This window comes from Streptomyces sp. Sge12 (assembly GCF_002080455.1).
Classification (GTDB): Bacteria; Actinomycetota; Actinomycetes; order Streptomycetales; family Streptomycetaceae; genus Streptomyces.
In genome coordinates this window covers 7,234,363-7,257,639 of sequence record NZ_CP020555.1, presented here as the reverse complement: position 1 = coordinate 7,257,639, position 23,277 = coordinate 7,234,363, and the positions used below count along the sequence as shown (strand labels likewise).

Annotated in this window: 20 protein-coding genes; 11 read left to right on the top strand and 9 right to left on the bottom strand. The window is 73.3% G+C overall.

Annotated elements, in window-relative coordinates:
• Positions 1–11: 11 nt before the first annotated feature.
• Together B6R96_RS32450 and B6R96_RS32445 are read right to left on the bottom strand one after the other, a co-directional pair.
• A complete protein-coding gene (locus B6R96_RS32450; protein WP_081525357.1) occupies positions 12–938 on the bottom strand; it encodes an NADP-dependent oxidoreductase in 927 nt (308 codons plus the stop codon).
• A gap of 171 nt (positions 939–1,109) precedes the next feature.
• Positions 1,110–2,186: an RNA ligase (ATP) gene (locus B6R96_RS32445; RefSeq protein WP_081524457.1), complete on the bottom strand. Its 1,077-nt coding sequence runs from the start codon at positions 2,184–2,186 to the stop codon at positions 1,110–1,112.
• A 161-nt stretch (positions 2,187–2,347) separates the two neighbouring features.
• Between B6R96_RS32445 and B6R96_RS32440 the strand changes: the two genes are divergently transcribed.
• On the top strand, positions 2,348–3,091 hold the full coding sequence (locus B6R96_RS32440; protein WP_053705241.1) for an SDR family oxidoreductase: 744 nt from the start codon (positions 2,348–2,350) through the stop codon (positions 3,089–3,091).
• Between the two features lie 22 nt (positions 3,092–3,113).
• Here B6R96_RS32440 and B6R96_RS32435 read toward each other — a convergent pair whose 3' ends face one another.
• Positions 3,114–4,871 carry a hypothetical protein gene (locus tag B6R96_RS32435; protein ID WP_159396395.1) on the bottom strand — a complete coding sequence of 586 codons (1,758 nt, stop codon included), beginning with the start codon at positions 4,869–4,871 and terminating at the stop codon, positions 3,114–3,116.
• 290 nt (positions 4,872–5,161) lie between these two features.
• Here B6R96_RS32435 and B6R96_RS37390 point away from each other — a divergent pair, with 290 nt between their 5' ends.
• Positions 5,162–5,338 (top strand): hypothetical protein, encoded by a 177-nt coding sequence (locus B6R96_RS37390; protein ID WP_159396394.1) that lies wholly within the window; start codon positions 5,162–5,164, stop codon positions 5,336–5,338.
• A 45-nt stretch (positions 5,339–5,383) separates the two neighbouring features.
• On the opposite strand, the gene B6R96_RS32430 is transcribed toward B6R96_RS37390, so the two are convergent.
• Both B6R96_RS32430 and B6R96_RS32425 read right to left on the bottom strand, forming a co-directional pair.
• On the bottom strand, positions 5,384–6,118 hold the full coding sequence (locus tag B6R96_RS32430) for a peptidoglycan-binding domain-containing protein (RefSeq protein WP_081524455.1): 735 nt from the start codon (positions 6,116–6,118) through the stop codon (positions 5,384–5,386).
• Between the two features lie 256 nt (positions 6,119–6,374).
• On the bottom strand, positions 6,375–7,682 hold the full coding sequence (locus tag B6R96_RS32425) for an MFS transporter (RefSeq protein ID WP_081524454.1): 1,308 nt from the start codon (positions 7,680–7,682) through the stop codon (positions 6,375–6,377).
• Between the two features lie 191 nt (positions 7,683–7,873).
• On the opposite strand from B6R96_RS32425, the gene B6R96_RS32420 reads away from it, so the two are divergent.
• A complete protein-coding gene (locus B6R96_RS32420) occupies positions 7,874–8,311 on the top strand; it encodes a hypothetical protein (RefSeq protein ID WP_081524453.1) in 438 nt (145 codons plus the stop codon).
• 68 nt (positions 8,312–8,379) lie between these two features.
• Positions 8,380–9,222, top strand: a complete 843-nt coding sequence (locus B6R96_RS32415; RefSeq protein ID WP_081524452.1) for a MerR family transcriptional regulator — start codon at positions 8,380–8,382, stop codon at positions 9,220–9,222.
• 42 nt (positions 9,223–9,264) lie between these two features.
• Here the strand turns inward: B6R96_RS32415 and B6R96_RS32410 are convergent, their stop codons facing one another.
• Complete coding sequence (locus tag B6R96_RS32410; protein ID WP_037859045.1) at positions 9,265–9,564, bottom strand: hypothetical protein; 300 nt, start codon at positions 9,562–9,564, stop codon at positions 9,265–9,267.
• Between the two features lie 109 nt (positions 9,565–9,673).
• Between B6R96_RS32410 and B6R96_RS32405 the strand changes: the two genes are divergently transcribed.
• Complete coding sequence (locus B6R96_RS32405) at positions 9,674–10,159, top strand: hypothetical protein (protein ID WP_081524451.1); 486 nt, start codon at positions 9,674–9,676, stop codon at positions 10,157–10,159.
• 159 nt (positions 10,160–10,318) lie between these two features.
• Here the strand turns inward: B6R96_RS32405 and B6R96_RS32400 are convergent, their stop codons facing one another.
• Positions 10,319–11,281, bottom strand: a complete 963-nt coding sequence (locus tag B6R96_RS32400) for a helix-turn-helix transcriptional regulator (protein WP_081524450.1) — start codon at positions 11,279–11,281, stop codon at positions 10,319–10,321.
• 126 nt (positions 11,282–11,407) lie between these two features.
• Here B6R96_RS32400 and B6R96_RS32395 point away from each other — a divergent pair, with 126 nt between their 5' ends.
• From B6R96_RS32395 to B6R96_RS32370, 6 genes are all read left to right on the top strand, one after another.
• Positions 11,408–11,818 (top strand): DUF3224 domain-containing protein, encoded by a 411-nt coding sequence (locus tag B6R96_RS32395; protein WP_081524449.1) that lies wholly within the window; start codon positions 11,408–11,410, stop codon positions 11,816–11,818.
• Positions 11,819–12,087: 269 nt separating this feature from the next.
• Positions 12,088–13,371: a phenylacetate--CoA ligase family protein gene (locus B6R96_RS32390; protein WP_081524448.1), complete on the top strand. Its 1,284-nt coding sequence runs from the start codon at positions 12,088–12,090 to the stop codon at positions 13,369–13,371.
• The gene (locus tag B6R96_RS32385) at positions 13,368–14,756 is read left to right on the top strand and encodes an MFS transporter (RefSeq protein ID WP_081524447.1); all 1,389 of its coding nucleotides are present in this window, start codon (positions 13,368–13,370) and stop codon (positions 14,754–14,756) included. Before B6R96_RS32390 ends, B6R96_RS32385 begins: the two co-directional genes overlap by 4 nt.
• A complete protein-coding gene (locus B6R96_RS32380) occupies positions 14,753–15,898 on the top strand; it encodes a GNAT family N-acetyltransferase (protein WP_107475626.1) in 1,146 nt (381 codons plus the stop codon). The genes B6R96_RS32385 and B6R96_RS32380 overlap by 4 nt, the downstream gene beginning before the upstream one ends.
• A 14-nt stretch (positions 15,899–15,912) precedes the next feature.
• On the top strand, positions 15,913–17,061 hold the full coding sequence (locus B6R96_RS32375) for a LuxE/PaaK family acyltransferase (protein ID WP_081524446.1): 1,149 nt from the start codon (positions 15,913–15,915) through the stop codon (positions 17,059–17,061).
• Positions 17,058–19,586 (top strand): acyl-CoA reductase, encoded by a 2,529-nt coding sequence (locus B6R96_RS32370; protein WP_237291578.1) that lies wholly within the window; start codon positions 17,058–17,060, stop codon positions 19,584–19,586. Before B6R96_RS32375 ends, B6R96_RS32370 begins: the two co-directional genes overlap by 4 nt.
• A 62-nt stretch (positions 19,587–19,648) precedes the next feature.
• On the opposite strand, the gene B6R96_RS32365 is transcribed toward B6R96_RS32370, so the two are convergent.
• On the bottom strand, positions 19,649–22,381 hold the full coding sequence (locus tag B6R96_RS32365) for a DNRLRE domain-containing protein (RefSeq protein ID WP_081524445.1): 2,733 nt from the start codon (positions 22,379–22,381) through the stop codon (positions 19,649–19,651).
• A 183-nt stretch (positions 22,382–22,564) separates the two neighbouring features.
• Positions 22,565–23,173: a helix-turn-helix domain-containing protein gene (locus B6R96_RS32360; RefSeq protein WP_081524444.1), complete on the bottom strand. Its 609-nt coding sequence runs from the start codon at positions 23,171–23,173 to the stop codon at positions 22,565–22,567.
• Positions 23,174–23,277: the final 104 nt, after the last annotated feature.

The window sequence follows — 23,277 nt, the reverse complement described above, 5'->3', positions numbered from 1 at the left end:
GGGTTCGTGCGTCACGCGGGCCGGACCTCGATGATGATCTTTCCTGCGGTGTGGCCGCCCTGGCTCAGTTCGAAGGCGGCCGCCAGCTCGCCCAGCGGAAACGTCTTGGCGACCGGGACCTTCAGCTGTCCGCTGTCGGCGAGCCGGGCCAGTTCGGCCAGGTCGCTGCCGACCGGGCGGACCCACATCCACTCGCCGCCCGCCCCGAGGACGCTGGGGTCGGCGATGGAGGCGTGCCGGCCGTCGTCGTGGAGCACCTCCCGGGTGACGGCGCCGACGCCGCCGACGAAGTCCGCGACGACCGTGGGGCCGTCGGGCACGAGGGCGCGGACGCGCTCGGCCAGCCCGTCCCCGTACTCGATCGGTTCGGCGCCGAGTTCGCGCACCCGGTCGTGGTTGCGCGGGGAGGCGGTTCCGATGACCCGGGCGCCGAGGGCGCGGGCGATCTGCACGCCGAAGGAGCCGACGCCGCCCGCCGCACCGTGGATGAGGACGGTGTCGTCCTTGCCGGTGCCGAGGCGGGTGAGCAGCTGGTAGGCGGTGAGCCCGGCGAGCGGGAGTCCGGCGGCCTCGGCCCAGTCGAGGGAGGCGGGCTTGTGCGCGAGCGCGCGGACGGGCACGGTGACGAACTCGGCGAAGGTCCCGCCGTGCACGTAGTCCTTGCGGGCGTAGGCGATGACCTCGTCGCCCTCGGCGTACTCGGGGGTGTCGATGCCGACCCGCTCGACGGTGCCGGACACGTCCCAGCCGGGCACCACCGGGTAGAAGACGTCCATCAGGGGGTCGAGCCCGCCCGCCATGATCTTCCAGTCGACGGGGTTGACGGAGGCGCACCTGACCCTGACGAGGACCTCGCCGGGCCCGACCTTGGGCATCGGCAGCCGGGTATCGGAGAGCACCTCCGTCCCGCCGTACGTCTCGTACGCCATCGCCCGCATGGTTTCCTGGCTGCTGCCGCCCGACTGGGACATGTACCCGACCTCTCCGTGTGCTGGTGGAACCCGCCCCCGGCTCATCCCACCATGCACGAAGCGCCCGCCCCACGAGGCGGGGCGGGCGCGGCGCGGCGTGGCGTGGCGCGGCCCGTCGGGCCGGCCGCCGCGGGGCGGTCACTCGTACTCGGTGCCGCCCTTGCGGGTCAGGTATGCCGGGCTGACGGCCTTGGCGATGGCCCGGCCGCCCGTGACCGGGCTGTACCGCTCGGCCGAGGGCCGGATGACGACGCCCTCGCGCAGGTGCACGGCCTTCCCGGAGACGCTCTCGCGGCCGCTGGCCAGCTCCAGCACCGTGTCGAGGTCGTACGGGCCCTCGTACAGCCGTGGTACCAGCGGGAGCTCGCCGTCCGTCAGTACGGCGGCCGGGTCCAGCCAGCGCACCTGTCCGTCGATCTCGGCGGACACGTCGAAGACGGCGTACCCGGGCGGAGTGTCGGCGGTGCGCACGTCGGTCCCGTAGGAGAGGTCCTGGACGCCCTTGCCGTACACCTCGCCGAAGATCCCGACCCGGGTCGCGCCGAGGCGCTCGGCCAGGGTCGCGGCGACGGCCGGCAGGTCGTGGCCCCGTACGGCCCGCCAGTAGACGTTGCGCTCGTCCTCCTTGAGCGCCAGCCCCTTGGAGCCGAACCCCTTGGAGGAGACGAAGGACCGCTCGCCCTCGGCCGCATAGGTGAACAGGCAGGCGGTGCCGTGCAGTTTCTCGGTGAGGACGACGGGCTCGCCGGGCTCGAAGATGTGCGGGTAGCGTTGGAGGTTCTCGATGTCGACCCAGGGCAGCAGGTCGGCGGCGGCCTCGACGTCACCGCTCATGGTCGTGGGGATGGGCGGCGCCCATTTGGTGATGCCGAGCAGCTCCGCGAAGTCCGTTCCCTCCTCGGCCGCCCGGCCCAGGTCGACGTCGGCGAGCGCGCGCGGCCTGCACACGAGTCCCTGCGAGAGTTCGCCGCGCAGCCGGACCGCCTTGACCCGGTCGGCTGAGCTGCCGGCGAGCCGCCCGGTGAGCCCGAGCTCCTCGATCAGATCGGCGGGCAGGACGGCCTGTTCGGGTATGTAGATTGCGAACTCGCCCGTGCGGTAGGCACCCTTGGCGATCACGGCGCGGTACAGGCCCACCTGGGCCAGTTCCAGCGCGTCGGCGTTCGGGTGCTCGTGGACGGTCAGCTCTTCGGCGGTGACTCGCAGGGTCGACATGGGGCGGCTCCAACAACGGTCAAGGGGTGTGACGACGGCGCCCGTTGCTGCGGCGCGTCGTTGACGACCACTCTGCTTCCCGCCATTTCCGCTGGTCCAGCGAATATCACGGTGTTAGCCTGCCCGCCCCGCTCCACTTCCGCAGCACCCAGGAGGCCCCCATGTCACCTCGTCCCGTCACCGTGGTCACCGGCGGCAGTAGGGGCATCGGTGCGGCGACCTGTCTGCGGCTGGCCGCCGACGGACATGACCTGGCGCTGGGTTACACCCGCGACGAGGCCGCGGCCGAGGCGGTGGCGGCTCAGGTGCGGGCCGCCGGGGCCCGCTGTGTGACCGTACGGGGTGACGTCTCGCAGGAGTGCGCCGTCGAGCGGCTCTTCGACATCGCCGGCGCCGAACTCGGCCGGGTGACCGGGCTGGTCAACAACGCCGGGGTGACCGGCCCGCTGGGCCGGCTCGCCGATGCCCGGACCGAGGATCTGCGCCGGGTCCTGGAGGTCAATCTCCTCGGATACCTGCTGTGTTGCCGCCGGGCCGCCCGGGACATGACGGAGGGCGGCGGCGGGGCGATCGTGAACGTCTCCTCCGCGGCCGCGACCCTCGGCAGCCCCGGGGAGTACGTGCACTACGCGGCGACGAAGGCCGCCACCGACGCGCTCACCGTGGGGCTCGCGAAGGAACTCGGCCCGGACGGGATCCGGGTCAATGCCGTGGCCCCGGGCACCATCGAGACGGACATGCACGCGGCGATGGGCGACCCCGACCGGCCGGCCCGGCTCGCGGCCTCGATCCCCCTCGGGCGGCCCGGCCTGCCGCAGGAGATCTCCGGGGCGATCGCCTGGCTGCTGTCCGCGGACGCCTCGTACACGACGGGCACCGTGCTCCGGGTCTCCGGCGGCCGCTGATCCTGCGGCAGGAGAGACCCTGTCAGTCGCTCACCGTCACCACACGAAGAGCGTTGTCATGGAGGAGGTCCATCACCAGCGAGGTCGTGTAGTCGAAGGGAAAATTCAGGATCCTCGCGATCAGGTGGATCTGGATGTTCGATTCACAAGCCTCGTGGACGCGGAGATGATTCCCGGACCTGTTCCCCCGGGGTCTGCCACCTGTCGCTCGCACACGAGTCGAGAGGGGAAGGCCATAAGCGGGCGGCGGCGGGCTTTGCTCACGAGATGAAGCAACAGCAGCACCGCTGTTCCCGATCAGCACGGAAGCGTCCGCCGTCGGCGTGGAATCCCTACGACGCCGGTACAGGTACTCGTCGTGCAGGACGTCGCCCTCCGAGGTCCAACCTGCTTTGTCAAGTTCTTCCTTCAGCAGGCGAAGCTCATCGGAAGGGCGCCCCGTCCCGGCGGCCGCGATGACCCGCGCCCGACCCGCCCTGTCGAGGTCCATCAGCACGGGTCCCACCATGGCCGGCGGCCTTCCACGCCCAACTGCATCCAGAACCTCGAACGCTGCGTCGGTGAGACCGTGCCGGTGCAGCGCCTCCAGCACCAGAGCCAACGGCTCCCTTTGTTCACCTACGGCAGCCAAGAGCCTCATGCAGTCCCCTTCACGTCCCTCGCTCAGGAGACTGGTGACCAGCGCTGGGATGACTGCAGGCGCGGCTTCTCTTCCCACGATCCCGATGATCCCGTCAGCGGCGCCGTCGGACCCCTTCTCCCGCAGATCCGTGATCGCTTCGACAAATGTGGCGGGGCCCGAGGAAATGCTCGCGAAGGCCAGGTTCCTGAGGGCCTCCTGAAGAGCAGAGCCGCCTGCCGGCTCCCCCGCTGGTTCGAGGAAGGGCGGGGACGCCGCGGAACCGGCTGAACCGGCAGGTTCGGGAGCCCGGTTGTCCGGGGCAAAGGTGCCGGTCAGCGGGTTGTCCGACAGGTTGTCCCGATCCATCTCCGCTGCGATTCGATCGAGCCGATCGGCCCTGTCCTCCAGATGACGCTCAGCCTTGGCCAAAGCCTCGTCAATGTCCCACGAGTTGCTGCCCAGGCCATCCCCCAGCAGCTCTGGACGCGCCTCGGGGATCGGGTCGATTTCGGACGCTTGCACCTGTCCGCGCAGGCGTTCCAATTCCTCGGTGAGTGCCCGTACCTGGTCAGCGGCTTCTTCAGCAAGGAGGTCCGCTCTTCCACGCTCCTCCTTGGCCCAGTTGAGCTCGGATTCGGCGATGGTTCGCTGATCCGCACTCCGCAGCAGACGCGCCTCGACGTCGTCCAGCGACTGCACACCGGCAGACGCCTGGAGCCGATCACGCTCTCTGGCCAGCATGGCGATGTCACGCTGAAGAGCGTCCACCATGGTCAGGAGCAGCAGGACCATGTGATTCGCGCTGTTGCGCTCCCGCTCGAGCTCTGTTGCCCGCTCCATGGCCCGAGTGAGCCGGTCGGAGACGTCCAGGGACCTCTTCTGAACGAGGACGAGCTCCGCGGCGATGCCCTCCACGGTTCCTCGGGGGGAGGACACCGCGGGCCGGGGGAAAGGCGTACCGTCCCCAAGAGCCTCGACCTGTTGCATCAGGCGTTCACGGCCACGGACGTCCTGCGAGCAGATGTCGGCCAGGGCCTGTATGAAGTCGTCCTTGATGCCGATGCCGGCCAGCCGATCGGACACCGTGGTGCGGCTTGGCACACGACCGCTGGTGAAGTGCTCGGGCTTCATCTCAGCCACGACGTCGTCGACGCGCATGTCCGCATCGTCGAGCCAGCTCCGCAGGAGGCGTGCCAACTGGTTGGCCGCTTCTGTCGCCCCTCGCTCCGGTCCCCAAGGACGGGTTCGCCTCTGGCCTCCTCTTGGCACCTCTCCCCCTGACATGTAGGCGGACAACCGGAGTTGTTCGGCGTTGTACAGGTCTTCGCCCGGACAACTGGACTCGTCCATCTCAGCAGATGAAGTGTGTTGAGCACCGCCCAACGTCGAAGAGAGACCCACGATTGCCGGCGGAATCCGGCACTCCCACACCCAGGAGCGATCCACTGATGTCCACATCACTCCAGCACTCCATCGACCTGCTGGCCCACGGCCTGCTGACCGAGCTCCCCGCACAGCTTGCGACTGCTGCCCTCGTGGCAGCAGCGGCCGCGGCCTTCCGTGCCCGGCAGCGGCGGCGCGGAGCCAGGGGATCCGACGAGAGGGACGAAACGACGAGCGAGTAAGACGGCGGGCGGTAGGCGGTTGCCGTCGGCCCGCCCCGAGATGTGTCAGCTCATGGCCGCCCGGGTGGCCGGGCCGTAGACGCCGTTCGGGTCGCCCTTGATCGAGCGGTCGCGCTGGAGTTGGCTGACGCCGCGCTTGGTCTGGTTGTCGAAGACCCCGGTGACGGAGACGTACGTGAACCCCTGGCCGTGGAGCAGCTCCTGCAGGGCGCGCACCTCGGGGCCGCTGTCCCCCATGCGCAGCGTACCGGGCGAGGCCGGCGAGCCGGTGGCCGAAGGGCTCGGCGCGGCCGGCGGTTGCGGGGCGCGGCCGGTGGACGGGGGCGAGGGGGACGCGGAGGGCGCAATGGGCCGTACGGACGCGGTGGGCGCGGGTGCCCCGGTGTCGGCGGCGGCGTCCGGGCTGCGCTCGGGGAGCACCGGAACGGACAGCTCGGCGGGCGCCCCGGCGCGGGGCGGACGCGGGTCCGGGCCGCTCAGCAGGAGCACCAGGGCGCCCACCGCGGCGAGCGCGAGCAGGGTGGTCACGGCGAAGGGGAGACGGCTCCGTGCGGCCGCGCGGGCCGGAGGGGAAACGGGAACGGGAACGGGTAGCGGGGCGGCGGCCGCGGGGGCCGGGACGCCCGCCGGGCCGGGGAAGGCGAGGGGGCCGGGCTGCGACCAGGCGGGTGCGGGCGCGGGGGCCGTCGGCCGGGGCGGCCCGCCGGAGGGGGCGACGTACGGGCGTACGAGCAGGTGGTCCTCGGGGAGGAGCCGGCTCTCATCAGGGTCCTGGGGCATGGTGGTCTCCCGACTGGGACGGGGGCCGGCGCGGCGGTGCGGTGCCGGCCCCCACCCGGTCGGTCAGGCTCCGCGCCGCCGGGCGGCGGGAGCCGGGGCCGCGCCGGCGGCGAGGGCGCCGGGCGTGGACAGGGACATCTGATGCATCTCCGAAGTGCGGCTCGAGCAGTGATCCTTGATCGGCGCACTCTTTCCCTCCAGCAGGGTTCCGGTCAAGCCGGATGTCCGATCCGCACCCATCCATCCGATCTGTCGGTCAGGTGGGCGTTCCGGACCTGCGGCGGATCGCCGTCGCCCACACGGTGCCGGCCGCCACGAGCATCAGGGCGGCTCCGCCCAGCGGGGCGGCAGGGGCGGAGATGCCGTCGACCGCGAGGCCGCCGCACAGCGCGCCCGCCGCTATGGCCAGGTTGAACATGGCCACCATCAGCGAGGACGCGGCCTCGGGCGCGTCCGGAGCCGCCTTGATCATCCAGCCCTGCACGCTCACCGAGACCCCTCCGTAGACGAGTCCCCAGGCCAGCAGCAGGGCGGTCCCGGCGACCGGTCCGGGAAGGACGGCGATCAGCGCGAGGACCACGGCGAGGGAGGAACTGACCGCGAGCAGGGTCCGGTACGGGTCCCGTGCCCCGGCCAGGAAGTTGCCCGCGACCCCCGCGACGCCGTAGCCGAGCAGCAGGGTGCTGACGTACTCGGCGTCGATGCCGGAGACGTCCGCCAGGATCGGCCGCACGAAGGTGTAGGCGGCGAACTGACCGGTCACCACCAGGAAGGTGACGATGACCCCGGCCCGCACGGCGCGGTTCTCGCGGAGCAGGGCGGGAAGTTCGGGGAAGGTGACGTGGCGGGTCGACGGCAGCGCGGGGAGCAGCAGGAGCAGGGCGGCCAGGGTGACCAGGCCGAGGGCGCCGACCGCCGCGAAGGCGGTACGCCAGCCGCCGGCCTCGCCGAGCAGCGTGCCGGCGGGTACACCGAGCACGGAGGCGGTGGGGACGCCGCCGAAGACGAGCGCGGTGGCCCGGCCGGCGTGGCGCTCGGGCACCAGGCGTACGGCGAGTCCGCCGGCGACGGCCCAGAACCCGCCGACGCTGACTCCGACCAGCAGCCGGGCCGCCAGGACGACGGCGAAGTTCGGGGCGACGGCGGCGGCGAGGTTGGCGGCAACCATCAGGGCGATGAGCACGCACAGCACGAGCCGCCGGTCGAGCCGGCCGGCGCCCACGGTGACCAGCGGCGCGCAGAGCCCGGCGACCACCCCGGGCGCGCTGACCATCAGACCGGCGGTCCCGTCGGACACGCCGAGGTCGGCCCCGACGGGGGTGAGCAGCCCGACGGGCAGCAATTCGGAGGTGATCAGGCAGAAGATGCCGAGCGAGACGGCGCACACGGCCGCCCAGCCCTTCCACCCCGCGCCGCCACCGCTCCCCGGTGCCGGTGCCGGTCCGGCCGCCGGCCGGGCCGTGGACTGCGGATCCCCGGGCGGACCGGGCGGACCGGGCGGAGCGGGCGGACCGGACTCGGGGGACGGCGCGGGGTTGTTGCCGGGCGCGGCGGCTGAGGTCATGGATTCGGTTCTCCGTACGGGCGATCGGCGGGCAGGACACCACGGCACGGGGAGCCGGGGGTCGCGCCTCCCCCTTCACCCGTACTGCCGTTCCAATCCTGCATGGGCCCCGGCCATTCCCGCCCGGCCGACATCACCCGCAGGCATGAGAGCGGGACCGGGCCGGCCCCGCCGTACGGCAAGGTGGTCGGATGCAGTTACGCCGGGCCGTGCCCCTCTCCCTCGTCATGCTCCTCGCGAGCACCGGCTGCGTCTCCGTCGGACCGCAGGACACGGCCTCCTCCCCCGCACGCGGGTCCGTACCGCCCGCCGAGGCGCCCGACGACCCGACGCCGCTCGCCCTGCCGCTGGGACCGCTGCCCCCGGCCGCAACGCCCGCTCCGGACCTGGACCCGGCCCCGGACCGGAAGCCGGCCACCGGGTCGAAGCCGGAACCGGAGCCTTCGCGCGGGCGCGGCCCGGCGAAGGCTGCGCCGCCTCCCCGGCGGGGGCGGGTGCCCGGTCAGGCGACGTCCCACCCGCGGCGGCGGCCGGCCCCGCCGCCCCGCATGGACCAGTTGTGCGCGGCCGCGGAGGGCACGGTGCCGCCGTCCATCGTCGACCTGTGTCTGCGGCAGTACGGCCGCTGACCACCGTGTCCGTGCCCGGTGCGACGCTTGACCCTCTCCCTGTGTCAGACCTTGTAGTGGAGCGCGTCATGTTCACCATCGGAGACTTCGCCAAGCACGGCCGGGTATCGGTCCGCATGCTGCGTCACTACGACGCTCTCGGACTGCTGCGCCCGGCGCGTGTCGACCCCTTCACCGGCTACCGCCACTACGAGGCCGGGCAGCTCGCCCGCCTCAACCGCGTCATCGCGCTCAAGGAACTCGGCTTCAGCCTCGACGAGGTGGGGGCGATCCTCGGCGAGCGGGTGGGCGCGGAGGAGCTGCGCGGCATGCTGCGGCTGCGGCAGGCGGAGCTGGAGGCCGCCATGGCCGCCGCGGCGGCCCGGCTGGTCCAGGTCGAGGCGAGGCTCCGGACCATCGAGAACGAGGGAACCATGCCTGCCGACGACATCGTCGTGAAGAGCCTTCCGCCCGTCCGGCTCGCCGAGCTGACCGGGACGGCCGCGAGCTACGAACCGCAGGACATCGGACCGGTCATCGGACCGCTCTACGACGAGCTGTGCCGCCGCATCGAGGAGGCCGGGGTCGTCCCGACCGGTCCCGGCACCGCCTACTACGAGGACGCGGCCGCCACCGGGCCCGCGGGGGCCGTCCTCGTCCACGCCGGACTGCCGGTGGCCGCCTCGGTGCGGGCCGAGGACCTCGGGGGTGCGGTACGGATCGTCACGCTGCCCGCGGTGGAGCGGGCCGCGACCGTCGTGCACCGCGGGCCGATGGACGGGGTCCTGCCGACCGCACAGGCGCTGGCGCGCTGGATCGACGCGCACGGGCACCGCTCGGCCGGGTACGCGCGCGAGCTGACCCTGGCCTGCCCGGAGGACCGGGAGCAGTGGGTCACCGAGCTCCAGGAGCCCCTGGCCGCCGGCTCCTGACCCGGATCCCCGGGTCAGGAGCCGGGGAGGCTACCGGGTCCCTCAGGGGCGGCGTCCGCAGGCACGGGCGCACCGCCGGGCCGTGTCCCGCCGGGCGGTGCGCAGCCTGCGCACGGTGGTGTGGCCGCGCCGCTTCCATTCGCCCCGCGGCAGCGCCGCCCGCTGGCCGCCGCCCGCGATCAGGGCGTTGACCGGGGTCATCGGGTCGGCGGCCAGCGCCTTGGCGAACAGGACGCCGACCACGAGCGGGACCAGGGCCACGGCCAGGGCGGAGCCCGCGGTGGTCACCTGCTGCATGCGCGGTCGGGCGGTCGTCGTGCTGCCCGGGGCCTGTGAAGTCATGTCCCCATTCCAGCAGCGGAGCGGCGTCGGGGAATCGGGGTGGATACTCAGGCCGTTGGGCGTGAGGTACTCACGTGAGGTACTCAGACGGACGGGCGGGTGGTGGGTGATGGCGGTGGCCGGGCAGGGTTTCGAGCCCGCGAGCGGCGACGGCCCTCCCGCACCGCCCGGCGGGCGGCGTGAGGCGGAGCTCCGCACGGCGTACGAGGGGCTGCTGCAGATCCGCCGTGTGGTGGGAGGCCCGGCGGGCGCGGAGGTTCCCGCGCCCTGGGAGGTACGGCAGCTGCCGCGCGCGGTGGCCCTCGTGCTGGAGGCGGCCGGGATCGCGCCGTCGGCGCTGGACGCGCAGGGACGGCGGACCCGCAACGGCTACCGTGTGGCGGCCGGCGCGGAGTCCGGGCGGGCCGAGGTGACCTGGCTCGGTCCGCCGGGCGGCGGCGCGGCCGGCGAGGAGCAGGAGCGGCTGACGGCCTGCGCGGCCGTACTGGAGCGGCACGGCTGGGTGTGCCTGCTGTACCGGGGCCCCCGGGGGCGCCGTTTCCTCGAGGTGGAGCCCCCGGGCGGGCCGGGCGGGCGTCCGGTCGGCCCGGGGTGAGCGCAGGACGATGTCCGTCGCTGCGCCGCGGGCCCTGGCGTAGTCGCGGGTGCGGCCGGTGACGGGGGCGGGCGAACGGGGGCGGGCGTCCTCCAGGCGGATCGGCCCGGCCACGACCCCGCCGGCCTCCCCCGTGCGCACGGGCACGGCGAGCCGGTGTCAGGCGTAGCGGGCGGCGAGCGCGGTGACCGTCTCGGCGAGGGCGCGGCGCAGTTCGGGCGGGCCGAGCACCTCGGCCTCGGTGCCCAGTCGGAGCAGGTCGCCGACGGCGACGGTGGGGGACTCGACGCTCAGGCGCAGCCGGACCCAGCCGTCCGCGTCGGCCGGGTCGGCGTCGGCGAGCGCCCGGGTGCCTGCCGCCCCGAACTGCATCGGCAGCAGCCGTTGGCCGTAGGGGGACAGGCGCAGTTCGGCGGTCTGCTGGTGGAGTGCGGCGTCGAGGCGGCTGGTGGACTCCTGCCAGTGGGCGGCGAGTTCGAATCCGGTGGGCCGTTCGAAGCGCTCCTGCGTCGTGTCCACCGCGAGGAACCGGGAGACGCGGTAGGTCCGTACGGCGCCCTCGACATCGGCGACGAGGTACCAGATGCCGCCCTTCAGTACGAGGCCGAGGGGGTGCAGGTCGCGCCGGACCTCGCCGCGCCAGCGGCGGTAGTGGGTGCGCAGGACGTGCTGGTCCCAGACCGCCTGGGCGATCTGCGCGAGGTGGGGGACGGGGTCGGCCTCCCGGAACCAGGCCGGGGCGTCGAGGTGGAAGCGGCTCTGGATCCTGCGGGCGCGTTCGGCGAGTGCGGCCGGGAGCGCGGCCTGGAGTTTCAGCTGGGCGGCGGCCAGATCGGCGCCGAGTCCGAGTTCCCGCGCGGCTGCGGGGGCGCCGGCCAGGAAGAGGGAGTCGGCCTGGCTGTCGGTGAGGCCGGTGAGGCGCGTGCGGTAGCCCTCGGCCAGGCGGTAGCCGCCGGCCGGGCCGCGGTCGGCGAGCACGGGGACGCCGGACGCGCCGAGGGCGTCGATGTCGCGGTGGATCGTGCGCACGGACACCTCCAGCTCGGCGGCGAGTCGGGGCGCGGTCATCCGGCCGCGGTTCTGCAGCAGCAGGAGCAGGGAGAGAAGCCGGTCGGCACGCATGGCGCCATTGTCACCCGTACCTGACAGAAGGTGTCAGGTACGGGTGCCAGCCTGGAGGCACGACGCAGCGGGAGCTGTTTCGACCGCCGGACGCGGGAGTCCGCCCGGCCGACCGAGAGGACCGTCATGCCCACATCCGTAGAGACCGCCGGCCGCTTCACCTTCGCCGACTGGAAGGAGAGCCCCGTCGGCGCCGCGGACGCCGTTCCGCGGCTCGCCCACGCCCATGTCACCAACGCCTTCACCGGGGGGATCGAGGCCCCGGGGACGGCCTGCGACTACACGATCGCCTACACGGGGGAGAACGTCGGCTCCTACAGCGGGATGGAGCTGGTCGCCGGCAGCCTCGACGGCCGCAAGGGCAGCTTCGTGCTGGAGGAGCGCGGCACCTTCGACGCCGGCGGCACCGTCTGCCGCTTCGAGGTGGTGCCCGGTTCCGGCACCGGGGACCTCGCCGGGCTGACCGGCTCCGGTGGCTTCACCTACCGCCACGGCGACACCTCCGTCGCGTACACCTTCAGCTACGTGCTGAGTTGAGGTCCGCTCCGTCGAAGTCGGCCCCGTATCGCAGTTTTTGTTGAAGACGATCGCATTGGCCGGAAATATTTGGCCAATTAGGTGATTCGCGGAACGATGTTTCATCATCATGACTGCACGTCAGCTTTCGGCGTGCGTCGCAGGGAGGCGGGGGCGCCGGGGGGTCCCCCGTTCGCACCGGCCCCATCGCGCAGGCGAGTTCCCGCTCCGGCCGCGCCCCGCCGTGACTCCCGTCCCCGTTCCCGTTCCCGTCACCCAGGCAAAGGCTCATGTCCGCCCAGCAGCTCTCGGACCTCATACGTTTCGCCCGTCACAACTCGCCCTACTACCGCGACCTCTACGCGTCCCTGCCGGCGCACGTCGACCGCCTCACCGACCTTCCGGTGGTCGACCAGCAGGAGTTCTGGGCGGCCAACGCCCTCCACGACAGCCGCGTACTGACCGGCCCGCTCAGCGAGGCCACGGTCTACAAGACCGGCGGGACCACCGGCTCCCCCAAGTTCTCCGTCTACACCCGCGACGAGTGGCGCACGTTCGTCACCGCCTTCGGCCAGGGGCTCGTGGACACCGGTCTGCGTCCGGGGCACCGCGTCGCCGACCTCTTCTACGCCGGGGAGCTGTACGCCAGTTTCCTGTTCGTCCTCGACTCGCTCGCCCACGCGCCCGTGGACAACGTCCGTCTGCCCGTCGGCGGCGCCGCGCCGCCGGAGTCGACGATCCCCACGCTGCGCGATCTCGCCGCCCAGGTACTGACCGGCACGCCCACCACCCTGTGCCGGCTCGCCGAACAGGTCCTCTCGTCCGATGTCCGGCTCGATGCGGTGGAGTTGGTCCTCTTCGGCGGCGAGGCACTCTTCGACGACCAACGGCGTCTGCTGGCCGCCGCGTTCCCCCGCGCCGAGGTCCGTTCCGTCGGATACGCCAGCGTCGACGCGGGCCTGCTCGGCCGCCCGGTGTCCGGCTCCGACGCCCGGGTGCACCGGGCCTTCACCCCGTACGCGGTCGTCGAGATCCTCGACGACTCCACCGACGAGCCGATCACGCAGCCGGGGCGACCGGGCCGGGTCGTCGTCACCAGCCTCTTCCGCCGCCTCATGCCGATCATCCGCTACCCCGCCGGCGACCGGGCCGAGTGGACCGGCACCGGGCCGGGCCACTTCAGGATCCTCGGGCGCGCCGAGGAGGGCGTGCGCGTGGGCCCCGTCTCCCTCTACACACAGGACGCCCAGGACGCCGTGGCCGCGGCGGACACCGCGGGCCGGGTGGTCGGCATGCAGCTCGTCGTCCGCCGCTGGGAGGGCCGCGACGGGCTCGTCCTGCGGCTGGCGACGGCTCCGGGCGACGGCGCCCGCGGCCGGGCCGCGGGCGAGCGTGAGGCGCTGGCCGCGGCCGTCGTCACGGAACTGGAGACCGTACGGCCGCTGTATCCGGACAGCGTGCGTGCCGGCTTCGTGCACCCGCTGTCCGTGGAGTGGGCGCGCCACCGCGACCTCGCCGTCAACCCGCGCTCGGGCAAGCTCGTCCGCGTCCTCGACGAGAGGCCGACCGCATGACCGCCGCACCCGTCACCTCGCCCGACCCCGCACCCGTCCCCGCATCCGCACCCGCGGCATCCGTCCCCGCACCCGGGACGAGCACCGGGGCGAGCACCGGAACCGGGTCGGGCACCGGGGCCGGCGCCCGGCGCCGTCCGCTGGTCCTGCGCAACCGCGCCTTCGGCGCCGTGTGGCTCGGCCAGATCCTCACCCAGGCCGCCGTGCGCATGTTCCAGGTCGGCGTGGCCTGGTGGATCGTCGCCCATGCCGTGCCCGGGGCACCCGGGCTGGCCTCCGGGCTGTTCCTCGCGGCCTGCACGCTGCCCGCCGTGGCGCTCGCGCCCGTCGTGGCCGGGGCCATCGCCCGGTTCCCCCACCGCAGCGTGCTGCGGAGCGCCGCAGGCCTGGCCGGGGCCGCGTCGGGCGCCCTCGCGCTGTGGGCCCACGCCGGCGGCCTGCCGCTCGCCGGCGTGTACGGCGCAGCCCTCGCCCTCGCGACCTGCCAGGCGTTCTTCGATCCCTGCCTGACCACCTCGGTCCCCGAACTCGTCGACGACGCCGACATCGAGACGGCCACCGGCTTCGAACTGTCCACCCAGTCCCTGGCCGGCCTCGCCGGAGCCCTGCTCGGCGCCCTGACCGTCGACCGGGCGGGCGTGGCCGGGCTGGCCGCCGGCTGCGCGGCCGCCTACCTCGGCGCCGCCGTGCTCGTCGCGGTCGCCCGCTTCCGTACCGCCGCCCCGGGCGACACGGACGGCGCGGGCGACACGAACGGCTCGGACGGCCCGCCCCGTTCGCGCCCGCTCCTCCGCATCCTGGCCGAACTGCCCTCCGTGCGGCGGATCCTGATCTGCTTCACCGCGGCGAACCTGTTCACCGCCGCCGTGTTCGTCGTCATCCCCCTCTACACCCGGTCGGTGCTCTTCGGCGGAGGCGGGACCGTGGCCCTGCTGGAGGCCTCCCTGGGCACCGGCGCGCTCGTCGGCGCCTTCACCGGCACCCGCGTGCCCGGCCGGCCCACGGTCGCCGGCGCCTGGTGCCTGGGCCTGATGGCCCTCGCCCTGGCGCTGCCCGGACTGTTCGCCCAGCGCCCCGTCGTAGCCGGCTGCCTCGCCGTGGCCGGCTGGTGCGCCGGAGCCGTCAGCGTCCGCTTCGTCGCCCTGTTCCAGCGGATGGTGCCGACGGCGGACAAGCCCGGCTTCTTCGCCGTGATGCAGGCCGTCCTGGGCGCCTCCCTGCCGGTGGCGTCCCTGGTGTTCGGCACCGCCGGTGACTTCCTCTCCCCGCAGACGCTCTGCCTGGTGCAGGGCATCGGCCTGCTCCCCGCGGCGGGCGCGCTGGCCCTGCTCGGGTCCCGTACGCCCGACCCCGCCGCGGCGAAGCCCTCCGGGGGCGAGCGATGAGCCCCGTGATCGCCCCGGCCGTCCGCGCGGACATCGCCGAACTGCGCCAGCTCTACTACGCCGTCTACGGTCCGCACTACCCCGTGGCCCTCGGCACCGACCCGGCCGAGATGGCCCGGCTCATCGCGGACCCGCACTCCCTGTGGCTCGTCACCCGCTGCCCCGACACCGGGTCCCTGGCCGCCTCCGCCGCCATCCGCGGCGAGGCGGGCAGCCGCACCGGCCGGCTGGAGGGCATCGCCGTGCACCCCGAGCACCGCTCGGCGGGCCTGGCCGCCGCCCTCACCGAGGCCCTGTGCGCCGGAATGCTGGACACGGGCCGACTGGACTCGGTGTACGCGACCGTACGCACCGTCAGCGCCGGTCCGCAGCGCGTCGTGGCCCGCAACGGCTTCCGCCCGCTGGGCATCCTGCCCAACGCCGTGGATCTCAGCAGCCGCGAAACCCTCGCACTCTACGCGCGTCACGCCGACGGGGTGCTCGACCGCCGGATCCCCGTCACCGAAGTACCGCCCGCGCTGCTGCCGTTGCTGCGCACCGCGGAGTCCGCGCTCGGCATCGGCTATCCCGGGGTCGGCGCCGCCGCGCGCCCGCTCCCGGCGCCCGCGCCGCACGCGGCCGTCGAACGGCTGGAGGTGATCGAGGCACCGGCCTTCGTCCGCCGCCGCTTCCGCGAGCGGTTCCCCTGCGCCGAGGGCTGGTTCTACCCGCTCCACACGCCGAACGTACTGCTCACCCCCGAGGACGGCCGCTTCGAGGTCTACGCCTACCTCAACCGCGCCGGCGGCTACGGCTCCCTGCTGACGGCCCACCCCGACCCGGCCGCCGCGGCGGCCCACCTCGAACCCGTCACCCGGGCCCTGGCCCGCGCGGGCGCCGGCTACATCGAGGCCCTGGTACCGCTCGCGCACCACGAGGCCCTCTCGGCCTTCCTCGCCCAGGGGTTCGTCGCCGGTGCCGTCTACCCGGCCATGCGCGCGGACGGCGACGGCTTCCACGACTACGCCGTCCTGTCCCGTTCCGGCGAACGGATCGACTTCCGCGGCGTCGCCGTCGAACCGCCCCTCCAGCCGTATCTGGACTGCTACCTGTCGGCCTGGGCGTCGACACACCTGCCCACATCATCCGAGGTTGCCCCATGAGCCCCACGAACCGCATGAACCCCCATCTCGCGCCGGTCGCCGTACCCGACCCCGCCCTGCTGCCGCACGTACAGGAGCTGTGCGACCTGACGGACCCCTACGCCCACGGACCCGAGCAGGACGCACTGTTCGCCGCGGCCATGGCGGAGACCAACGCCTGGCACACCGAACGCTCGCCCTTCTTCCGCTCCCTGTACGAGGCCACTCCCCCGGCCGAGCCGTACCGCGCGCCGCTCGTCCACGCGAACTTCTTCAAGCGCCACGAGGTGCTCTCCGTCCCCCGCGAGGACGTAGAGCTGCACCTGACCTCCTCCGGTACCACCGGCCAGAAGTCGCAGATGTTCTTCGACCACTGGACCATCCGCTCCGCCCAGCGCATGGTCGCCCGGATCTTCGAGCGGAACGGCTGGATCACCCCCTACCAGGAGGTCAACTACCTCCTCTACAGCTACGAACCGGCCCCCTCGTTGAACCTGGGGACCGCCTTCACCGACAACTACCTGTGCGACTTCGCCCCCGCGCGCAGCGTCGCGTACGCGCTGCGCAACACCGGCGGCGAGCACGAGTTCGACCCCTTCGGCTGCATCGCCGCACTGCGTCGTTTCGAGCGGGAGGACGCCCCGGTCCGCATCCTCGGCTTCCCCGCCTTCCTCTTCTTCACCCTGGAGCGGATGCGGGCCATGGGACTGCCTCCGCTGCGCCTGCCCGAGGGCTCCCTCGTCGTCCTCGGCGGCGGCTGGAAGGGACACGCCGACCGGCGCATCGGCAAGGAGGAGCTGTACTCCCGGGTCACCGAGCAGCTCGGCATCCCGGGCGAGCGGATCCGGGACACCTTCGGGTCGGTCGAGCACTGCATCCCGTACATCGAGTGCGACCACCACCGGCTTCACGCCCCGGTGTGGTCACGGGTGACGATCCGCTCCACGCGGACGCTCGAGCCCCTTCCCCACGGGGAGCGGGGCTACCTCCACCTCGTGTCGCCGTACATCACCTCGGTGCCGGCGCAGAGCGTGGTCATGGGGGACCTCGCCTCGCTCCAGCCGGGCGACGCCTGCGGGTGCGAGCTCCGCACCCCCTGGTTCACCGTCCACGGCCGTGCCGGGGTGAGCCGCAACCGCAGCTGCGCGGTGGCCGCAGCGGAACTGATGAAGGGAATGGCGTGACCGTGAGCGTGCACCACCACTACTGGATGGGCGAGTTCATCGACGACGAGGAGGCCGGCCGCCGGCTCACCGGCCTGCCGGCCGCCGTCGAGGCCGCGCTCGCGGAGAGCCTGGAGACCGAGACCGTCCTGGCCGCGTGCGACGCCCTCGGCGCCGCACTCTGCGACCCCGGCCACCCCGTACGGGCCCGGCTCGCCGCGCACCTGCCCGAGGGCGAGGACCCGGCCGTCCTGTCCGAGCTGGGCGGCCTCCTCGGCCGGCGGGAGCTGACCCGCAAGCTGCGCCGGGAACTGGGCGGAGCGACTCCCGGCCGGCTGAACCGGGCGGACCCGCGCGAGAGCGTCTTCGAGGCGTGGGCGCCCGTCGGCCTGGTCGCCCACATCGCGCCGAGCAATGCCGCGACGGTCGCTCCGCTGAGCATCGTCGAGGGTCTGCTCGCGGGGAACGTCAACATCCTGCGGACCAGCAGCGCCGACACGCTCCTGACCCAGCACCTGATGGCCGAGCTCGCGGCCCTGGACCCGAGCGGCGCGCTGGCCGCGCGGATCGTCGTGCTGCGCTTCCCCTCCTCCCGGCAGGAGTGGCTGCGGCTGATGTGCGCGCCCGCGGACGCCGTCGCCGTTTGGGGCGGGGAAGCCGCCGTCGAAGGGGTCGCGGCCCATGTGCCGGCCGGCTGCCGGCTGGTGGAGTGGGGGCACCGGATCTCCTTCGCGTACCTGACGGCCGACGCGTGGTCGGACGCCGCCACGCTCGACGCCCTGGCGGACGACGTCTGCCTGCTCGAGCAGGAGGCGTGCTCCAGCCCGCAGGTGGTCTACCTCGACACCGAGGACGAGGACGAGGTCTTCGGTTTCGCCGAGCGTTTCGCCGCGGTCCTCGCCGCCCGGCCGCCGGCCGCGGCCGGCCCTGCGGCCGGCTCCGCGGAGGGCGGGCCGGACCCGGCGGAGGCGGCCGAGCTGACCACCACCGAGCTGGTGGCCCGGCTGGAGGAGCACCTGGGCCTGACCCGGGTGTTCGCCGCCGCCGACGGATCGTGGCGGGTCATGGCCGACACCCGGTCCCCGCTGACCGCCTCGCCGCTGCACCGCAGCGTGTGGGTCAAGCCGCTGCCCCGCAAGCGGCTGATCGCCACCCTGCGGCCCATGCGCCGCTATCTGCAGACGGCCGGCCTGGCGGGCAGCCCGACGGACATCGCGGAGCTGTCGCGCACCGCCCTGGCCGCGGGTGTCACCCGAGTGACGCCGGTCGGCGCCATGCTGGAGAGCTACGCGGGTGAGCCGCACGACGGCGTCTACGCCCTCCAGCGCTACAGCCGCCGCGTCGCGGTCCAGGCCGATCCGGTCCGGTTCGCCACCACCGCCTGCCTCGACGACCTGGCCCGGCCCGTGGTGCTGCCGCGCCCGGCGGGCCCGCTGGTGGGCAAGGAGGACGTGCAGGAGCCGGCGCGCCGCCTCACGCGCGCCGACGCCGAGCTGTACTTCCGCAGCGGCGGCAGTACCGGCGCACCGGCCCTGTCGGTCTTCAGCTACGACGACTACGACACGCAGATGCACGCCGCCGCCCGTGGTCTGCTCGCCGCCGGATACGACCCGGCGGCGGACCGCACCGCCAACCTCTTCTACTGCGGCGCCATGTACGGCAGCTTCATCAGCTTCTTCTCCGTACTGGAACGGCTCGGCGGGGTGCAGTTGCCGCTGTCCGCGGGCCCGGACCACGCGGCGACGGCCCGGGCCATCGTCGACCACGGGGCCGACACCCTCTTCGGCATGCCCTCCTACCTGTGGCAGCTGCTGCACGCGGAGGCGGACGTGCTGCGTGCGTACGGCGGCCTGCGCAAGGTGTTCTACGGCGGCGAGCACTTCACCGAGGAGCAGCAACGCGCCCTGAAGGACACCTTCGGCATCGAGGTCGTCCGCTCGATCACCTACGGCAGCACCGACCTCGGGCCGCTGGGCTACCAGTGCACCGAGAGCTCCGGAGGCGTCCACCACCTGCACGCCGACCTCCACACGATGGAGATCCTGGACCTGGCGGAGGACCGCCCGGTGGGCCCGGGCGAGACGGGCCGGCTGGTCTTCACCACGCACGCCCGTCGAGGCCAGCAGCTCGGCCGGTACGTGATAGGTGACCTCGGCCGGGAGGTCCCGGGCCGCTGCCCGTGCGGACGGCATGCGCCCCGCTTCGAACTGCGGGGGCGCACCGGTGACGTGATGCGGGTGGCGACGTACTTCTTCAACCACCGGCGCTTCCTGGAACTGGCCGAGGAACACGGGGGCCACCGGGGCGAGTTGCAGGTCCGGCTCGACTCCACGGACGCGCGCGAGCGGCTGACCGTACGGGTGGAGCGGACCGCGACGACGGATCCGGAGCAACTGCGGGAGGTCTTCCTGGCCGGCTACCCGGAGCTGCGCTCGGCGGTGGCGGAGCGGCTGCTGGACCTGGTGGTCGAGGCGGTGGGGAGCGCGTCGCTGGACCGCAGTGCGACCAGCGGCAAGCTCCTCGCCGTGGTGGACGCGCGCGGCTGAGACGAGGGGGCGCGGGACGGCCCGCCGGCGTCCCGCGCCCCCTCGCTCATCGGGCCGTCAGGTCACGGCGCGCCGAACGTGAGCGTCAGCTGCGGTGTCCCCTCGTTCGCCTGGGCCTCGGAGGACCACAGCCACAGGGCGTCCGTACCGGTGCTGCTGAGCGCCAGGCCGTAGCCCGTGCCGAGCGCCGCCGCGACGCTCGCGGTGGTCAGCCCGGTGGTGTGCACCGCCGATCCGTCCGGGATCCCGGCGAAGGAGCCGAGCGCCGGACCGCCCAGTGCGGGGCGGTTGTTGTACGTGGTCCCGCCCTCGCTCCACGAGCCGGTGACCGGGAGGACCGAAACGGTGTCCGCGGTGCCGGCGCCGCTCTGCGTGCTCGTCTTCACGCTGAGCACGGCCGACTTCAGTACCGTGCCCGCGGGCGCGGTCGGCAGGTCGAAGCGCAGGTAGCTCGCGTAGAACGAGGTGCCGCGCACTGCGAGCGAACCCGAGGTGCCGTAGTTGGTGGCGGGTGCTCCCGCGTTGGCGTAGGTGTCCTCCGCGGCGGCCACCTGGACCACCGAGTCGGCGGGGGCGGTGGCGAGGGCGTAGTGGTTCTGGACCTGCGCGGCGCTCAGGACGGTCGGGTAGACGGCGGTTTCGTCGAGCTGTCCCGCCCAGTACTCGCTCGTCGGGCGGTCGGGCCAGCCGCCGAGGCTGTCGCCGCCGGCGTGCCAGTAGCCCGAGAAGTTCTCGTGGGTGGTGACGTTCAGGGTGCCCTTCTGGACGCCGTCCACGTAGAGGGTCATGCCGCCGGGGCCCTGGCTCGCGACGACGTGGTGCCACTGGTTGTCGTTGTACGCGGCGCCGGTGGTGACGGTGCGGGTGGCTCCGGTGTAGACGCCGTAGACCAGTCGTCCGTCGTTGGTCATGTAGATGTGCTTGTCGTACTGATTACTGCCGCGTGCCTGGTTGTTGCCGAAGCCGAGGAGCTTGCCGCCCCGGGTGGTGTTCGTCCGGAACCAGGTCTCGATGGTGTAGGTGCTGCCCACCGTCTGCCGGGTGTCCCCGTACACCTGGGTGTCGGTGCCGTTGAAGCCGATCGCCGTGCTCGCGCCGGAGACGGCGCCGGGGCTCTGGCGCAGGGCGGGGGCGTTCAGGTGCACGCCGCTCTGGTTGCCGCCGGCCGAGGAGTCTGCGACGAAGGGCAGGGCCGCTTCGTCGTAGCGCCAGTACTGCTGGGCTCCGTCGGCGCGGACCTGGTTCGGGTAGCCGTCCACCTGGGCCGGGACGGTCACGCTCGCCGTCGCGGACAGGGCGCTGGTGTTGCCGGCCGCGTCGGTGGCCGTCACCCGGTAGGTGTAGGACTGGCCCGCTGCCGCGGTGGTGTCGGTCCAGGAGGCCTGCGGGCGCTTGAAGAACAGCGAGTCGGCGGTGACCGTGGCGATCGGCGCGGCCGCCCCGTTGCGGTAGATCCTGTAGGTCAGCGCGCTGTCGTCCAGGTCGAGGCTGGTGCGCCAGCGGACCTGGACCTCGCCGGGCCGGAAGCTGACGGCGCTCGCGACGGGCACGGTGGGAGCGCCGGTGTCCCCGGTGGAGGCGAAGCGCGTCAGGCTCTGCTGCGCGGCGCCGTTGACGGTCGTGAACTCACCGCCGACCCACAGGTACTGGACGCCGCCCTTGGAACCGACCGTCATCACGCGCGGCCCGATGCCCTCGCCGATACCGTCGTTGGTGTCGGGGGCCCAGCCGAGCTTTCCGGTGCCGCTGGTGGGCTGGGCGAGCAGGTGGTGGCGCTGGCCGTCGGGGAACTCGCCGACGCTGGAGCAGTCGTGGGCGTGCGAGGCGCTGTAGAGCACGTTCTGGTAGGGCAGCACGGCCTGGGTGGCGCCGAGGCAGGTGTCGCGCCAGCGCTGGCCGAAGTTGCTCAGGTCGAGGGCGATCCGGCCGTCGAAGACGCCGCCGCCGGTGCCCTCGTTGGCGGTGTAGAAGCCGGTCGCGTCGGTCGCGACGTCCTTGACGACGGAGTTGGTCTCGATGAAGCCGGCGTACGACTTGGTGAGCGCGCCGCTCGTCGCGTCGACGACGGCCAGTGCGTGCGTGTTCGTACCGTTGACGGTGAAGAAGTCGCCGCCGAGTACCACGTTGTGGCCGTCCGGGGTGACCTCGACGGCGCGCCCGGGCTCGTCGGCGTCGGCGGTGAAGGGTTTCAGGGCGCCGTCGGCGGCGCCGACCGCGGCGAAGCGCTCGCGCGGCTGGCCGGCGACGCTGAGGAAGTCGCCGCCCGCGTAGACGGTGTCGTCGGTGACGGCGAGGGCGCGGACGGTTGCGGCGAAGGCGGGACGGAATCCCTGCTTCACCGTGCAGCTCGCCACGTCGATGGCGGCGAGGCTGGAGACGGCGGTGCCGTTGACGGCGCCGAAGTAGCCCCCGGCGTACAGGGTGGCCTTGTCCGGTGAGAGGGCGAGCGCGCGGACCGTGGCGGTGCCGGAGCCGACGGTGAAGGACAGTTTGCAGGAGGTCGGGGCGCCGGTCGCGGCGTCGAGCGCCACGAAGTTCACGGCCGACTGCTCGCTTCCGGAACCTCCGGCCGGCGGGCGCACGGTGGAGAAGGTGCCGCCGGCGAAGACCTGGCCGCCCGCCTCGGCGAGGGCCCAGACCACGCCGTTGGGCTGCCAGGTGGCGAGCGCGTCGGCGGTGAATGCGACGGGCGGGGTGAGCGCCGCCGCCTGCGGGACGAGGCCGAGGCCCACTCCCGCACCGGTTCCGGCCAGGGACAGGGCGAGAGCGGCCGCCAGCCCTCGGGATCTACGCATGAATCCCCCAGTTCGGTGTGCGGTACGGCCGTAGGGTGCGGCCGTGCGAGACATGGCCGAAAATCGCCGAACAGGAGTCCGTAAACCATGCCTACGGGCGCACCCTAGAGCGATTCGAGGCCTGATTCATCCCACTTGACACATCGGATGCAAAATCGCGCCGGGCGCTGCACGCGCCTGCCGTCACCCGCGGGGCTTCGCCCGGACGTGCATGCGCTCCCCCTGCCGCCCGAACAGGCTGAGGATCTCCACGGGCCGCCCGTCCGCGCTGGTGAACCAGTGGGGCACCCGGGTGTCGAACTCGGCGACCTCGCCCGGACCGAGGACCAGATCGTGCTCGGCGAGGACGAGGCGCAGCCGCCCCTCCAGCACGTACAGCCACTCGTACCCCTCGTGGGTCCGCAGATCCGGTTCGCCCCGGTCGGCGATGAGCATCTTGTACGCCTGGAGGGGGCCCGGGCCCCGGGTCAGCGGGACGGCCGTGCCGCCGTTCGGCAGGGCGCGGGGGGTCAGCCGTACCCGGGGGTCCCCCACTTCGGGAGCGCCCACCAGGTCGTCCAGGGGCACCTGGTAGGCGGCCGCGAGCGGCAGCAGAAGCTCCAGGCTCGGGCGGCGCTGCCCGGACTCCAGCCGGGACAGGGTGCTCTTCGAGATGCCGGTCGTCCCGGAGAGCGCGGCCAGGGTGAGGCCGCTGCGGGCGCGCAGCCGTCTGAGCCGCGGGGCCACCTCGTCGAGGACCGCCTGATGGGGAGACGGCCGGCGAGTGGGCTGCGGAGGGGGCTCGTCGTCCATCCGGCCATTCCACTCGGCCGTCCCGGAAACGGCAACAAGCTTTGCCGATCGCGATCGGGCGAGCGCACCCTCGCGGCATGAACCCACAGAGCCCACAGAGCCCA

Bases quoted from the DNA above. Each gene is read 5' to 3' on its own strand.
- B6R96_RS32360 (WP_081524444.1), bottom strand. From the start codon at position 23,173: ATGGACGACGAGCCCCCTCCGCAGCCCACTCGCCGGCCGTCTCCCCAT.
- B6R96_RS32365 (WP_081524445.1), bottom strand. From the start codon at position 22,381: ATGCGTAGATCCCGAGGGCTGGCGGCCGCTCTCGCCCTGTCCCTGGCC.
- B6R96_RS32435 (WP_159396395.1), bottom strand. From the start codon at position 4,871: ATGCGCGTCGACGACGTCGTGGCTGAGATGAAGCCCGAGCACTTCACC.
- B6R96_RS32430 (WP_081524455.1), bottom strand. From the start codon at position 6,118: ATGCCCCAGGACCCTGATGAGAGCCGGCTCCTCCCCGAGGACCACCTG.
- B6R96_RS32380 (WP_107475626.1), top strand. From the start codon at position 14,753: ATGAGCCCCGTGATCGCCCCGGCCGTCCGCGCGGACATCGCCGAACTG.
- B6R96_RS32385 (WP_081524447.1), top strand. From the start codon at position 13,368: ATGACCGCCGCACCCGTCACCTCGCCCGACCCCGCACCCGTCCCCGCA.
- B6R96_RS32440 (WP_053705241.1), top strand. From the start codon at position 2,348: ATGTCACCTCGTCCCGTCACCGTGGTCACCGGCGGCAGTAGGGGCATC.
- B6R96_RS32410 (WP_037859045.1), bottom strand. From the start codon at position 9,564: ATGACTTCACAGGCCCCGGGCAGCACGACGACCGCCCGACCGCGCATG.
- B6R96_RS32425 (WP_081524454.1), bottom strand. From the start codon at position 7,682: ATGACCTCAGCCGCCGCGCCCGGCAACAACCCCGCGCCGTCCCCCGAG.
- B6R96_RS32390 (WP_081524448.1), top strand. From the start codon at position 12,088: ATGTCCGCCCAGCAGCTCTCGGACCTCATACGTTTCGCCCGTCACAAC.
- B6R96_RS32400 (WP_081524450.1), bottom strand. From the start codon at position 11,281: ATGCGTGCCGACCGGCTTCTCTCCCTGCTCCTGCTGCTGCAGAACCGC.
- B6R96_RS32445 (WP_081524457.1), bottom strand. From the start codon at position 2,186: ATGTCGACCCTGCGAGTCACCGCCGAAGAGCTGACCGTCCACGAGCAC.
- B6R96_RS37390 (WP_159396394.1), top strand. From the start codon at position 5,162: ATGTCCACATCACTCCAGCACTCCATCGACCTGCTGGCCCACGGCCTG.
- B6R96_RS32375 (WP_081524446.1), top strand. From the start codon at position 15,913: ATGAACCCCCATCTCGCGCCGGTCGCCGTACCCGACCCCGCCCTGCTG.
- B6R96_RS32450 (WP_081525357.1), bottom strand. From the start codon at position 938: ATGCGGGCGATGGCGTACGAGACGTACGGCGGGACGGAGGTGCTCTCC.
- B6R96_RS32415 (WP_081524452.1), top strand. From the start codon at position 8,380: ATGTTCACCATCGGAGACTTCGCCAAGCACGGCCGGGTATCGGTCCGC.
- B6R96_RS32405 (WP_081524451.1), top strand. From the start codon at position 9,674: ATGGCGGTGGCCGGGCAGGGTTTCGAGCCCGCGAGCGGCGACGGCCCT.
- B6R96_RS32395 (WP_081524449.1), top strand. From the start codon at position 11,408: ATGCCCACATCCGTAGAGACCGCCGGCCGCTTCACCTTCGCCGACTGG.
- B6R96_RS32420 (WP_081524453.1), top strand. From the start codon at position 7,874: ATGCAGTTACGCCGGGCCGTGCCCCTCTCCCTCGTCATGCTCCTCGCG.